General features: G+C 47.0%; 9 protein-coding genes. 2 read left to right on the top strand and 7 right to left on the bottom strand.

What is annotated here, in order from left to right; translation table 11 throughout:
* Positions 1-3: 3 nt before the first annotated feature.
* Positions 4-1,719 carry a bifunctional 3,4-dihydroxy-2-butanone-4-phosphate synthase/GTP cyclohydrolase II gene (ribBA, locus tag QUA01_RS02740; RefSeq protein ID WP_442921516.1) on the bottom strand — a complete coding sequence of 572 codons (1,716 nt, stop codon included), beginning with the start codon at positions 1,717-1,719 and terminating at the stop codon, positions 4-6.
* Between the two features lie 721 nt (positions 1,720-2,440).
* On the opposite strand from ribBA, the gene QUA01_RS02735 reads away from it, so the two are divergent.
* Positions 2,441-3,835 (top strand): DUF4339 domain-containing protein, encoded by a 1,395-nt coding sequence (locus QUA01_RS02735; protein ID WP_333087737.1) that lies wholly within the window; start codon positions 2,441-2,443, stop codon positions 3,833-3,835.
* A 194-nt stretch (positions 3,836-4,029) separates the two neighbouring features.
* On the opposite strand, the gene QUA01_RS02730 is transcribed toward QUA01_RS02735, so the two are convergent.
* The gene (locus QUA01_RS02730) at positions 4,030-6,333 is read right to left on the bottom strand and encodes a PP2C family protein-serine/threonine phosphatase (protein ID WP_333087738.1); all 2,304 of its coding nucleotides are present in this window, start codon (positions 6,331-6,333) and stop codon (positions 4,030-4,032) included.
* Positions 6,334-7,086: 753 nt separating this feature from the next.
* Between QUA01_RS02730 and QUA01_RS02725 the strand changes: the two genes are divergently transcribed.
* Positions 7,087-7,389 (top strand): hypothetical protein, encoded by a 303-nt coding sequence (locus QUA01_RS02725; RefSeq protein WP_194011901.1) that lies wholly within the window; start codon positions 7,087-7,089, stop codon positions 7,387-7,389.
* Positions 7,390-7,576: 187 nt separating this feature from the next.
* Here the strand turns inward: QUA01_RS02725 and QUA01_RS02720 are convergent, their stop codons facing one another.
* The 5 genes from QUA01_RS02720 to QUA01_RS02700 all read right to left on the bottom strand — a co-directional run bounded on the left by QUA01_RS02720 (position 7,577) and on the right by QUA01_RS02700 (position 14,169).
* Positions 7,577-7,921 (bottom strand): NAD(P)H-quinone oxidoreductase subunit M, encoded by a 345-nt coding sequence (locus QUA01_RS02720; RefSeq protein WP_332991772.1) that lies wholly within the window; start codon positions 7,919-7,921, stop codon positions 7,577-7,579.
* A gap of 143 nt (positions 7,922-8,064) precedes the next feature.
* Positions 8,065-8,586: a hypothetical protein gene (locus tag QUA01_RS02715; protein WP_333087739.1), complete on the bottom strand. Its 522-nt coding sequence runs from the start codon at positions 8,584-8,586 to the stop codon at positions 8,065-8,067.
* Positions 8,587-8,772: 186 nt separating this feature from the next.
* Positions 8,773-10,677, bottom strand: coding sequence for a pentapeptide repeat-containing protein (locus QUA01_RS02710; RefSeq protein ID WP_333087742.1), 1,905 nt, complete (start codon positions 10,675-10,677; stop codon positions 8,773-8,775).
* Between the two features lie 526 nt (positions 10,678-11,203).
* Positions 11,204-11,509 carry an RNA recognition motif domain-containing protein gene (locus QUA01_RS02705; RefSeq protein ID WP_194012852.1) on the bottom strand — a complete coding sequence of 102 codons (306 nt, stop codon included), beginning with the start codon at positions 11,507-11,509 and terminating at the stop codon, positions 11,204-11,206.
* A gap of 452 nt (positions 11,510-11,961) precedes the next feature.
* Positions 11,962-14,169: a molybdopterin oxidoreductase family protein gene (locus tag QUA01_RS02700; RefSeq protein ID WP_333087744.1), complete on the bottom strand. Its 2,208-nt coding sequence runs from the start codon at positions 14,167-14,169 to the stop codon at positions 11,962-11,964.
* Positions 14,170-14,307 lie beyond the last annotated feature (138 nt).

Here is a 14,307-nt window from a genome sequence, read left to right as displayed (position 1 = left end):
AACCTAGCTTGACATTCCCAGGCCTGAATCGGGAATAGCCGAAAAACTATAAATTGTTTGGGGTTGAAGCTTGGCGCAGGCGGACGCGACTTGTGCTAGGGGGAAGGTTTCTCGATCGATCCCTACTTGCAGGGTTTTGAGCGGGTCTCCACCGGAGGAAACCAGGAATTCTAATGTTTGCAAATTGGGATCTTTGCTGATGGATTGAAGAATTTGCCCGATCGCCTTGACATAAGGATGGTTTTGGTCTTTGTACCAGTCCGCGGCTGCGAGTCCGGCTTGATCGAAGCCGAGGTGAACTATCAGAGAGCCTTCTCCAAACAAAGCTACGCCCACCGGCCGCGCTTCTTCTTTCAGCACCAAATCTTGGCTGGCCGCCAATTCCCGCAGTTTTTCCAAGTGTCCGTACCGATTTTGGATGGCAGAATCTTCCTCTTTTCCATCTTCCCTCGAACCTCTTCCTTCTTCCTTCTTCCTTCTTCCTTCTTCCCTCGAACCTCTTCTTTCTTCCTTTGCTTCGTTCCACTGAATCGCCACTGTTACTAAATAAGTTTGCAGCAGCATATGACCGAGTTTTTCGGCTTTTGTTGCCAAATAAATCGAGTTGTAATCTGTGGCTTCTATCAGTAACGGGACGCGATCGGCTACTTCAATGCCGTAACCTTTCAAACCAGCAATTTTGCGTGGGTTGTTGGTAATCAACCGAATTTTTTGCACCCCCAAATCGTTGAGCATTTGCGCTCCAATGCCGTAGTTGCGAAGATCGGCAGGAAAGCCCAACCGCTCGTTAGCTTCTACGGTATCGTATCCCAAATCTTGCAGCGAGTAAGCTTTTAGTTTATTGACCAATCCAATGCCCCTACCTTCTTGGCGCAAGTAAACTACGACACCAGAACCAACATTTTCGATCATTTTCAGCGCTGCTTGTAGCTGCATCCGACAGTCGCAGCGCAGTGAACCCAAAGCATCGCCGGTCAGACATTCCGAATGCACTCGCACCATCACGGGTTTGTCCTTAAATTCTGCGGGGTCGCCCTTGACAATAGCAACGTGTTCTGAATCGTCTTGAGTGTCGCGGTAGGCATAAATCATGAAATTGCCGAATTCTGTGGGCAATTTGGCGACTGTTTCGCGGCGGACAAACCGATCGTACTTGAGTCGGTAGCTAATTAAGTCAGCAATGCTGATGATTTTGAGGTTGTACGTTTTAGCGTACTCGATTAATTCCGGCAACCTCGCCATCGAACCGTCGGGGTTTTGAATTTCGCAGATGACACCGCTGGGATAGAGGCCAGCGAGTCTGGCGAGGTCAACCGAGGCCTCGGTGTGGCCGGCGCGTTTGAGAACGCCACCGTCGATCGCCCGCAGCGGGAAAATGTGACCGGGACGGCGCAAGTCTTGAGGTTTAGTGTCCGGGTGAATCGCAACTTGGATGGTGCGGGCGCGGTCTTCGGCGGAGATGCCGGTACTGACGCCGTTAACTGCATCGATGCTGACAGTGAAGGCTGTTTGATTGTTGTCCGTGTTTTTGCTGACCATCAGGGGCAGTTCCAGGCGATCGAGCCTGTCGCCGCTCAAGGCCAGACAAATCAAACCCCGGGCGTTCACTGCCATAAAATTGATATTGTCGGGAGTGGCGAATTGGGCGGCACAAATCACGTCGCCTTCGTTTTCGCGATTTTCGTCATCGACTACTACCACCATCCGGCCTGCTTTCATGTCTGCGAGGGCGCTGTCGATTGAATCAAATTGAAATTGAGTTGAGGTGTTGTTGTAGGACACTGAGAGTTCAAGCTATAAACAGTATTGTTATCGAAATAGAATGTATGTTTGATTGTAACCTTTTGTTTCCGGCGCGGTCGTTGCCGGAGCTAAATTAATTTAGCACCATTTTATCGCTTACATACTATAAACATTGCTATTTGTCAATCAAAAAATGACCGAAGTATTTCATCAGGTCAACTAATATCGCGAAGATTTTAGACAAACCGTACTTGCCAACTCTTAATTACCTAATTTGGAACACACCTTTTTCACTCACAAATTATCGAAAATTCTCTGCGTCGATCGAGGTCAATCTGCCTTTGATCGGCGCTTGATGTATTAATCGAGGACTTATGCAATACAAATCTAATATCGATTGTCTTGATGCGAAAACCGCCGATAATTGCAGATAAACACAGATAATTTTGAGATTGTTTTTGACTGAATGGAAAAAAACTAATGTTTCCCGACACAACCCTAGCGGTGGGAAGATTTAACGCTATAACGGTTCGATGCGTGGTGAGGTATGCCCTGCGCGGGCCAATGCCCCATTCCCCATGCCCTATGCCCAATCCCGGATAGTAACTCATACCAGAGCACAGAAAGGCTATAAATACAATTGCCGCAGGTCAAGTGTAGTGGGACAATATTGAAATCCGTTCCCATTGTCGCCATCATGAATAACTGGCCCAAGTTCCTTCCCTATCCTGCATCATGGGCAAAAGGGTTTGCCTTAAGCATTGGCTTTTGGCTGATTATTTGGGTGCTGCTGCCTAGATATTATTACTACTACAGATTTAACACAGCGTACTGGCGCAGCATCAGCAATTCTGATTTTGAAGGTGCGATCGCCTTTGCTTGGTTGTGTCAGATACCGTTATTTGCTTTCTACCATTGGGGCTTAAGCAAATTTGCTGAGTGGGTGGAAATCCGCCGCCACAGTCACTCGCCGACAGCAACAGTATCGGCTTGGCTGCACTGGAGGGAAGGCATTATCGCATTTGCTACGCTGCCTGCTGCTATTGTTATGGGAATTCCGGCGATCGCCCTTTTCATGGTGCCGATGGCAAATTCTTCGGGCGAGATTGTTGCTTTAATTCTAGGAAGCGCGATCGCATCTACTTATTTGTATCACTTCCACTTTGCCAAGCGAATCAAAATTCTGGTCAAATTCCTCGGAATTTTCTATAGCTATTTGCTAAAGATATTGGAAATTCTGTTTGTGCCAATTCTGACTGGTACTCCATTTTTTTTACTAACTATTGTCACGGCCGAAATAGTGCCAATAAAGCTACTGCCGCTGACAACTTTTCTGTTAGTTGTTTGCGTATTTTGGAGCGGTATAGTTGGATATGCAGTTTGGCATCATTGGTCGGCGCATTTGCTTAATTGGGCTGCGACATGGTGGCCCGCTGACTCTCCCGGATACAGTCACATTCAAGCTAGAAAAAGTTGGAAACACAATCAAACAGCAGCGAGTCAATCTTTTGTTCGCCATACAACGAGTTGGCATTTAGCTGCTAATGATGCTACCTATCTAATTTATTTCAATCTGATCGCGATCGTATTTGGTGCGATCGGTTATCGGCTGTTTGGAGAACCTTCAGAATGGTTAAAAGCAGAAGAACAGATTTTAGGATATATCGTGGCGCTAGTTTGGGTTGTGCTGTGGCATTTCTGGGGTTCGCGTCGCGAAGTAGACATTGCTAGGGGTCAGCCTGCAGTTAAAACTTCAGCTAAAAGGCGATCGTCCAATGCTAATTTATCCGATCCAGATCCAGTTGAAGTCGAACTCAACCAGCTTGCAGCCGAGTTGGGCAATACTCGGATGAGGCCTGTCAGAAAGTCAACTTCACCACCTCAAAAGCGATCGTCACCAACGAACAAGCCCAAACCAGAACAGGCTCAATGGTACGTATTCCGCAGCGGTAAAGCCGAGGGGCCTTATACGAAAAAGCAATTGCGAGATGTGCAGAAGATTACCGATCGCACCAAAGTACGCCTGGGCGCAGCCGAGTGGCAGCGCGCGGGTGAAATTCCAGAATTAGCGACATATCTCACTCACAAATAAAGCGCTTGACCGATCGCGCGTGCGGACTTGCATAGGCTTTTATTCTGCCCGTTCGCGCGTGCGGACTTGCATAGGCTTTCATGCTGCGGACTCGCATTCCCCACGCGCGATCCAATCTGAAGAAACACCCTTGATTGCGAGTAATTAACCAAACTTGGATAACAAAAAAACTAATGAGCGATGACCGACGAGAATTAATTAGAATTGGAATTTGAGTCATAACCAACAGCGCATTTCCCCTGTTGAGTGGGGTTGGGAGTTGGGTTAATTGCTACTTTAGAAACGGCATCTTTTTCCTGAATCCATCCGATTTCTCCCGCTTGCAGTTTGGCGATTTCTACTGCAACTGTTGGCTTAATATCCGGCGAAGGCGAGGGACTGGCCGCAGCGGGAGATGGACTGATTGTTGGTTGGGAAACAGTAGAGAAATCTTTATTTGATTTTGGTTTGGGAGAGTTCGACGGCACTATTGCAGGAAGCGAACAAACTTTTAATTCCAGCCAATTGCCTTGAGGCGTAAGCTGTTTGTTTGTCACCTGCAAAACGCTTCCTGCAGGGACTGTTCCTTTGACAGTCAACTCACCGATTGCCGATCGCAAATCCAAGCGATCGCCCGAAGCGCCCAATTCCCCACTACCAGAATTTTTAAGTTCTACAAAGGAGCCTTTTTCTAAATAATTGAGTTCAGAAGATACTGGTTGAACAGTTTTCTCCGGCTCGCTTCTAGCATTAATTAAACCGCGTTTACCGAAAATCGACTCCCCGGCAGTATCGATCGCCCGACCCACCGGAGGAATGAAAAAATAAGCAAATACACCTCCCAAACCTAACAAAAAAACTATTTTTACTAACAGCGAAAATAGACTTTTGCCTCTGTCTGGCGGCTGTATTAACTGCGTTTTTAGTTGAGAATTAGCCTCGATCAGGGCTGTGCTGCCGGTCAAATCGGTGGGCATATCTTCGGCATCGGGCATTAGTTCGATCGGCACATCTAAAGGTGCGACAGACAATTCTGTCAAAGTATTGCCATTGTCCTTCAAATGTGCTTGACAGTGAATTAAAGCCACGGTGACGTTATCGTGACCGTTTTTGGTATTAGCAATCTCGATCAGTCGATCGCGCGCCTTCGCCACATTAATGCTACCGTCGAGAATTGGCAAAATTTCCGCTTCCCAACATTCCTCAACCCGGTCTTTATCGCTCAAACCGTCGGAGCACAGCAGAAAAACGCAATCCTCATCCACCGGAAATCGCTGCACTGTCGGGTGCAGAGTGTTGGAGGAAGTAATGCCCAAAGCTTGAATCAGAGCCCCGGCGGCGACTTGTTCCAAAGCATCGCGGTATAGCGAATAACCCAAACGCACCTCACGACAAGCTACATCGTCATCGAGAGTAACTTGATAGCAGCCGGTGCGGGTAATCCAGTAAGCCCGACTGTCTCCGACGTGGGCGACGTAGACTTCGTGAATGTGAGCTAAACCCATGACTAGGGTAGTGCCCATTCGCTGGCGGCCTTGGCGGTTTTCGCTGTCGTTGCGACTGGCTATCTTGTCGTTAGCGGCACAGGCGGCCCGTTCGAGCTTGGAAGTCAGGCTCAGCGGGTCCCAATTAGCTTGATGCAGGGGAAGAAGCTGCAATTTTTCCTGAAGTACAGCAATCGCCAATTCCGAAGCGACTTCGCCGCCGTCTTGTCCGCCGATACCGTCGCAGACGATCGCGCAAGCCGACGCGCCGGGGAGTCCGGCAAATACCGTACCATCCGGCGGATAGCAAGCATCTTCGTTATGAGCCCGGGCTCGGCCCACATCTGTGCCCGTAGCAATCTCAATGTGACGATCGTAAAATCGGCCGGATTTTGCCAGAGCTTTATCCAACTGGCCCATGAGTTGTTCGCCTTGGCGCACTTGACCGGCGACCATTTGCTGGCAAAGTTGCCTCAAAAAATTGGCAATCGTGGGGTCAGCATCATCGATCCACTGCTGCCACAATTTGCCCAACTGCGACAAATTAGGCGGTTTGCGATCGGGCTGCAATTCCAGAAACCTGACTAACTGGCCCGACACCAGCAACAGTTCGGGAGTCAGCAGGGTGGAAGCCACGCCCTGAGCCATACAAGGCTGCCACAACTTGGCAATTTGCCACAGCCAATTGAGCTGTCGCATGGCGGAGGCTCCTTTCCAGGAGTCCGCCAATTCCGGCATTAAAGATTCCGTCACCTTCACAATAGGCGCGTTTTCCAACAGCCAGATATCTCCTGAGAGTTTGCTCGTCTGGGACGATATCAGCCCGTATACTTGAGGTACGTGCAACTGATAGGCAAACAATCTCAAATAAGGAACGATCGCGCTCGGAATCTCTTCGGGCAGTTCCGGCAACTGTTCGGGTTGAGTATCGACAAGAAGCCGATCGCGCTTGACCAAATAGCGACCTCCGATTAGATCGCCTGGTTTACACGCTTTGATCCCTTCACCTACAGCCCACAGGTAGTGTTTTGGCATAGAGTTTTGCATAAGGGTTCCTGACGCCTTTGGGCCGTGCCGATCTGAACTATTTTAGCCCTTGAATCTCGACAGGTTGATATGTGGCGATTATATGACACTCCCGTTTTTTGTGCAGAGGGAGATTCTTAAGACTTTGCAGTCCTAATTTCTTGTTTTTTTTGGTTCCCAGGCTCATCACTTTTGCACTTTTGTGTGCGCGGCGATATTTTCTGAAAATTTTTTAGTTTTGACTTTCGCTTTGTACTCAAAGCAACAGTCTACCATTTTGTTGACCCCCGGATAAATCTGGCGATCGGCTTTCAGGAATCGACGCTGGCGCGACACCAGCCCAGGTCAGGATATTGCTGAGACTGACAGCCGACGAAGCAATCGCAGCCCTCAAGCTAATTGAGATTTTAGACGAACTCTGATGCTAGGATGCAGATATAGGCTTTTGAAATCTCATATGAGTTACTATGCGGCAAACCGGGCATTGGCCAAACAGGGCATACCTCACTACGCGATCGAACCGCTATACGTAGAAATACCCTGAGCTTTTAGCTATAAATAAACACATATTCTCGGTTTGGTCTATCTGGCGATCGGTGCCTTGTAGCCGAGGGCGGGCAAGTCAAGTTAAATTTAACCTGAGCCTGAGACGGATACAATCCCGCCCAGATTCATCCGTGGAATCAATTTCTAAGCGAAAATCTAAAATCTAAAATCTAAAATCAACTGACCGACAATCAGTAAGCTGTTAAATTTTTAACCATGCCCCTACATGAGTCCAGCGCCTTTGGCGATAATTTACGCGATCCGAAGCTGCTACCTCCTGTTGAGGTAGACGAAATGCTGACTAGGATTCAGCATTCTCACGGTTTTTATTACAAAGTGATGAATCTTGAAGTTTGGGCGCTGGTGGAAACCTTGGATCAGATGTTTCCCGGCGCTTGGGGTCAGTTTATGACTAACCGCCAACTTGCAGTAAAGCAGTTTTTGGCTCGCGATCCCAATTGTGCGATCGATCCGAATGACAGTGGGAAAGACGCAGAAACCAAGGGAACTGAAGAATAAGGATCGGGAAAATTCGGCGTAATCGAAGCAGTGCGGGAATGGGATTGTCAAGAATTTAACGGCTCAATGTTGAGGTTGGAGGGGAGAAAGAAGAGGAAATGGGGATGATTTTTCCCATCAGACTCTCTCCCACTCTTCCCTCTCCCCCAATCGCTATTGCACCCTTTCCCCCTCTCCGACTTTCCCCTTAGAGGTGAATTTTGGCATCAACACGGGGAAGTCCCATGCTGTAGTTGACAGCGCGGCTGTTGAGGTTGTAGCTGATTTGGCCTTTTTGCAAGAACGATCGCACCAAATGCTCCAATTCCGAACCAATGCGGCGGAGGTTGTACTCTGTCAAGTCTTCGCCCTCGTAAGCATCTACGAGTTGGTCGAATTTGGCATATACCTGCTTGACTGACTCGTCGTTCCAGTTTAGTTCGTTGTCTGGGTCAATGTCGATCGTCAAAAGGTCATTGCTGGGTACGAGTTCGTTGTCTTCGAGGATGGCGGTATAAATGCGAATATGGCGGGTTGTGGACTTGAGCTGCATGAGTTCTTATGTGTAAAGATTTTTTCCTGAACTTATTGTAATGGCTAGGAGAGACGCGGGGAACTGGGGAGGAGGAGGATTGAACCGCGAAGGCGCAAAGGGCGCGAAGGAAGATAGGGGGAAAGGGGGAAAAGGGGCGATCGTCAATTTCTCGGAATCCCGAAATCTTTTAGTTGTTGGGCCGTCCAATTTTTGTAATATTCAGTTTTCTCTAGAGAATCGGAAGCTGGCTTCAGCTTAGAATTTACTTGCACAGTGAAGCCCGGATACGGCATCCTCCTAGTATAAAGCCCGTCAATATTAAAATCTTCTTCGGGATGAGTGTGAAAAGCTAGCAATCCCAACTCATAAATCTGAGTGTTTAATTTGTCCATCAATTCTTGAGTTTGTGGCGCACTAATCGCAGTTTTATCGGGATTAATTACTACCATTATTTCAAATTCGGAATTAGCAAATTCATGAATCGATTTCATGATAGTAGAATCTGCCTCAAACTGAGTCAGCGCTGAAAACCGCTCGATTTTGAATAAAATTTGATTTGCCAAGCGTGCTTTTTTAGTGAAGGGACAAATCGGTAAATCGCTGAAAACTGGATGCGGTAACTCGACAAACTCCGTCATCCATCGGAGGGTAGATTCTATAATTTCTTTGTCCGATTCATTCATCGAAAATCTATGTATTTGATATTTCACATTAATTATAATCTATTTTTGGGCGATGCACACCCCACCATTGGTGTCAAGTTAACGCTCTTTCCCTCAGTCCGCCAGGGAATGAATTCCCTGGCGGACTTTCGGTTAAATTGACACAAATAAATTGTTCATCTTGCTCTTTAATATTGGCGATCGAATTCATTCGTTAATTGTCCCATCTGGCATAATTGCACCTGCGAGTTTTGCCGTTTCCCGATTTGTCACCCCACTTAGATTTGCTCCTATTAAATTAGCTTTTTCTAGGTTTGTACCCTGCAAATTTGCGCCACGCAAGTCTGCCAAAGTTAGGTTTGCTCCACTAAAATTTCCATAACTAAGGTTAGCTCCACAGAGATTTCCTTCACTTAATATTGCTCCGCTTAAATTGCATTGAAGAGTTACACCAACCAGATTAACTTTTGTTAGATTAGCACCACTAAAATTTGCTCCACGTGTTTCTGCATTTTGCAAATTCGCTCCACTTAAGTCTGCTGCAATTAGGTTGGCACCATTTAGATATGCTCCACTTAAGTTGGTGTTACTCAAATTAGCTTGCACGAGGTTTGCAGACTCCAAACTTGTTTTAGTTAGATTTTTACCACTCAAGTTAGCTTCACTCAGGTTGACATGACTCAAATTACGACTCGCTAGGTTTGCTTTTTGGAATGAAGCATTAGGAGCGATTAAGCAAGCACCTGCTTTAACAGGGTCAAAGCCTGTGGGGAAGATCGTATCTGCGTTGTAAAGCGCTTGTTGCAATTCTGCTCCTTCAAGATTTGCCCCTTGAAGATTTGCCTTTAATAAGTTAGTATTACTTAGGTTTGCATTACTCAAATCAGCCTTCATTAATTGTGATTCCCTCAAATTTAACCCAGTTAAGTTCGCTTTACTGAGGTTTGCCTTGCTGAAGTTTGTCTTCGAGAACAAATGAACACTACTGAGATTTACTCCACTTAAGTTAGCTTCACTTAAGTTAGCACAATGCAGATTTACTTCACTTAAATTTGCATTTGTGAATTTTGTTTTCCCTAAGTTTACTCCGGTTAGATTAGCTGTGTGAAGGTTTGCATGAGATAAATTTGCCTCACTCAGGTTAGAACCGTATAAGTTCGTTTCAGAAAGTTCTGCACCGCTGAGATTAGCGTTACTCAGATTGACAGAATGCAGGATTTTTCCGCTTAGATCCACTCCCGATAAGTTAATCCCTGTAAAATCTCGTTCTCCCTCTTTATACCGTTTCAAAAATTCCTCAGCACTAATAACTGGTTCCAGATTCTCTAGTGCAGAATCATCAATTTTTGCCTCTTCTTCAGATTCCACAGTATCCGCATTAATAGGAATAGCAGCCGGCTGTTCTACCGCTTCGCTAGATACTGGAATTGGTGTCTCCTCGATCGCCTCTTCGCGCAATAATCGATCCACCCGATCGCTAAACTGCTTCAAAACCTCAGCATCATCAACCTTCTCACCAGCATTCGAGCTTTTCTCAACCGCATTCTCAACATAATACTTGTCTACAAAACTTTGCAACCCAGCATTATATCCCTGTCCTACCGGCTGAAACCTCCATTCGCCATTTTTCTTATACAACCGTCCAAATTCTAAAGCCGTTTCTTGGGAAAATATCTGATTTAAATTGTACCGAACCAATTCGCTAAGATTCTCTGAACTGTAAAGCCGGATAAAAGCATTTTTAACTTGACTAAAACTTTGATTCTTTTCCTGTCCATCGTGAATAGTCACAACAAACACAATTTCCTGAATCGCCGAATTGATTTTACTCAAATCCAGATAAACCGTCTCATCATCTCCCTCAATTTGTCCATTCCTGCTGTCACCTGAATGTCGCACCGCACCGTCCGGCGAGGTCAGATTGTTGTAAAATACAAAATACTTTTCATCGGGAATGCGACCGTCAGCGCCTAACATAAACACAGATGCGTCAATATCGCAGTTTTGTGCTGTCTGGCTGACTTGCCACCCCAGGGCGATCGCAACTTTCTTGAAATCAGGAGCTTCTTTAGAAAGATTAAATCTGTCACCCTTTGTTAATTCAATAGTCATGTTCGATAATTACCTGATATTTTAAATTAGCGCTTTCCACATTTTAAGGGATTAGTTAAAGTAATAGACTTATTAATAAGATATATAGCATTTCTCAAAAAGATGAGGTACTATCTGGGATTGGGCATGGGGCATTGGGCATTGGGCATTGGGCGGAGCGAAGCGGAGGGATGGGGCATTGGGCGGAGCGAAGCGGAGGGATGGGGCATTGGGCTATCCTCGCTTTTTTTATAACCGCTATATTTCGACGATGGCTCAAAAATCTTCTCCCCCTCTCCCTCTCTCTCCTCTCCCTCTCCCTCTCCCTCCCCCTCTCCCCCTCTCTCAAGTTAGATACAAGCTTCTACAGGCGCGGATAAAAATTTGACATAAAAAAACCTCAAGCTGTTGTTTGGCAACATTTTGAGGATTTCAAGGCTCGATGCGATCGCAGAATCAACTATCTATTCTCAACAAATTATGATTGTTGACTCCGTTTTCGATCGGGCAAACACACGATCGAGCTAAAAATTTAGCTCTAAATGGTTTAGTAGCGACGAGAGGAGCGGTCGTTGTTGCCCCAGTTACCGCTGTTAGAAGAACCACGTTCTTCGCGGGGTTTTGCCTTATTGACTTTGAGGTCGCGACCCATCCACTCAGCACCGTCAAGAGCTTCAATGGCGGCAGTTTCTTCTGCTTCAGTAGACATTTCTACGAAAGCGAAACCGCGCATCCGACCTGTTTCACGGTCAGCAGGCACTTGAATGCGCTTGACTGTGCCGTACTCACCAAAAGTTTGGCTGAGGTGCTCCTGCGTTACTTCGTAGGATAAATTGCCGACATAGATTGACATTGAACATTCTCCAGAATCGAGGTTGTAGAGATTTAAATCCGGAGGAACGCCGATCGAACGAACTGTACTGCCGAAAATAAAGCTTTGTGAAAACAATCATAGCACCTATACCTGCAAACTGCAATTTTTTGAGCCGATCGATCCAAAAGAATGCCGCAAGCTTTTGGGCGAGACGAAAAACCGCGAATCTAGCAGGAAAAGCTGACCCTAAATTAATTGAATTATCCGGGTTTGCCAGGAGTTCCCGATAACGCCGTTCTTTCGGTGCGTCTGGGTCACAATTGCTAGGGCGAGAGAAGTTTTGACGAAAATAGAGCAACCGGGGATTGTGCCGTACTTGACTGCCTTGAAACCCGGTTCCTTAACAAAAAATTACGATTTTGCCGGAGTCTGTGGGACGAAACCCAGGTAATGAGATCGATCCGGCTAGGTGAGTATGTCAAATCCCAAAGTTAGAGGCCAGATAGAGAAGTAACGGCGACAGTGGATTTGGCCCAATTAAATTCCTCAACCCCTGCGGCAACTTCTGCCACAGCCGGCGCTGCTGTTTCCGCCCCCACCAATACCAATTGCACGGCGCAAGCTTTTAACTCTGGCTGTTTGGAATCGGGACAACTTGCCGAATGAGTCATAGCATTGGCTTCAGCTTCTTCGGCCCACAGAGCACCCCAGTGCATCGGTACAAATAGCGTACCAGGGGCGATCGCCTTAGTAACTTTTGCCGGAAACCGAGCCTTGCCGCGGCGCGATCGAACTTCCAACAAATCCCCCTCATTAATCTGCAATTTCGCAGCATCGCGCGGGTGAATTTCCAAAAACGGATCGGGGTGCAATTGATTAATTTTCTCAGTTCTACCCGTGCGCGTCATCGTGTGCCAGTGTCCGTAAAGTCTCCCCGTCGTCAACACAAACGGATAGTTAGGATCTGGAGGTTCAGCGAGTCCCCGCGAGTGATAAGCCGAAAATTTTGCCCGCCCGTCGTCGGTGTGAAAACGCCTGTCAGTATACAGCCGTTTCGCTTCATTGGCTGGATGCGGAGGCTCGTTTTCGGGACAGGGCCACTGCTGGGGGCCTTGGAGGCGCAAATATTCGTGACTCAGGCCAGTTACATCGCAAGGCCTGCCCCTTGTCAACTGCACGAACTCTTGATATACATCAGCGCTGCTGTCGAAAGCAAAATGTTCGACAAAACCCAAGCGGCGGCCGACTTCTGCAAAAATGCTCCAGTCATCGCGCGCTTCCCCTAAAGGAATGTCGAAACCCGGGCCGAGAGTAACGCGGCGTTCGGAATTTGTCATCACTCCGGTTTTTTCGCTCCACTGGGTTGCCGGCAGCAGGATGTGAGCGTAGGCTGAGGTTTCCGTGGGATAATAAGCTTCTTGATAAATCGTCAAGGGCGATCGCAGCAAAGCAGCCTTTGTCCGTTCCAAATCCGGCATACTCACTACCGGATTAGTAGCTGCAATCCACAGCAACTCAACATCGCCAGTTTCCAATCCCAAAATCATCTCCCAAGCAGTGCGGCCGGGATTTGGGGAAATGCTTCCCGGTGCAATTCCCCAAAACTCCTCGACTTGGGTTCTGTGTTCGGCATTTTTCACAAATCTGTAACCGGGGAGTAGGTGAGAGAGTCCTCCGGCTTCCCGCCCTCCCATCGCGTTTGGCTGGCCAGTCAGGGAAAACGGGCCGCATCCCGGTTTGCCGATTTGACCGGTCATCAAGTGCAAATTAATTAGCGATCGCACCTTCGCCGTACCTTCGGAGGACTGGTTGATGCCCATCGACCACAGCGACAAAACCCGCTGCGACTGTTCCCAATAACGGGCAGCCGTTTCTAAATCGCTAACACTAATACCGCAGCGCGAGGCGACAAAATCCGGCGTGTAGCTGCTAATAACTTCCGCAAAAGCTGAAAAATTTTCCGTACAGTCTTGAATAAATTCAGGGTCTATTGCCCGTTTTCGCAACAGTAAATATGCAATTCCATTGAACAAATCTATATCCGTACCGGGCTTAATTGCTAAGTGCAAATCTGCCGCTTCAGCAGTCGGAGTCCGCCTCGGATCTACCACAATCATCTTGACATTGGGATTTTTTTTGTGATATTTGGCCAAGCGGTTGAACACAATTGGATGGCATTCCGCTGTATTGCTACCGACAATAAAAGCACAATCTGTTAATTCTAAATCGTCGTAACAGCAAGGCGGCCCGTCCGAACCAAAGCTTTGAACGTATCCCGAAACTGCTGAAGACATACACAAGCGAGAATTCGCATCAAAATTATTTGTACCCAGACAACCTTTCATGAGTTTCTGAGCAACATAATAATCTTCTGTTACGAATTGACCCGAACCGTAAACGCACAAAGCATCGGGGCCAGTGGTGCTGCGAATTGTTTGGATGCGGTTAACAATGGCATCGAGAGCTTCGTCCCAACTAGCGCGGCGGAAGGGTTGGTCGAGAGTGTCTCGCATCATCGGATAAAGTAGCCGATCGCTCCGAATGGACTCTGCTACCGTTGCTCCCTTAATACAAACCATACCGTGACTTGATGGGTGATTGCGATCGCCTCGAACTTTCCAACTTTGTTTTTTGTCGGGAACAACTTCTAGACCGCAACCTACACCGCAGTAAGGGCAAAGAGTTTTTATAGTTTCCATCTGGTGATTTTAGATGCTAATTTTTGAAAGCTCATGGATAATAGGTAATTTGTCATTATAATCAGAACAAATTGTTCCCAACAATGTATCAATTATTACAAAATTACCCAAAAAACGCTTCACAGCAGCGGAAAATAC

It is taken from the genome of Microcoleus sp. S36a_B3 (assembly GCF_036700745.1).
GTDB lineage: Bacteria > Cyanobacteriota > Cyanobacteriia > Cyanobacteriales > Microcoleaceae > Microcoleus.
The sequence above is the reverse complement of the archived record's forward strand: the minus strand, read 5'-3'. Positions and strand labels throughout refer to the sequence as shown.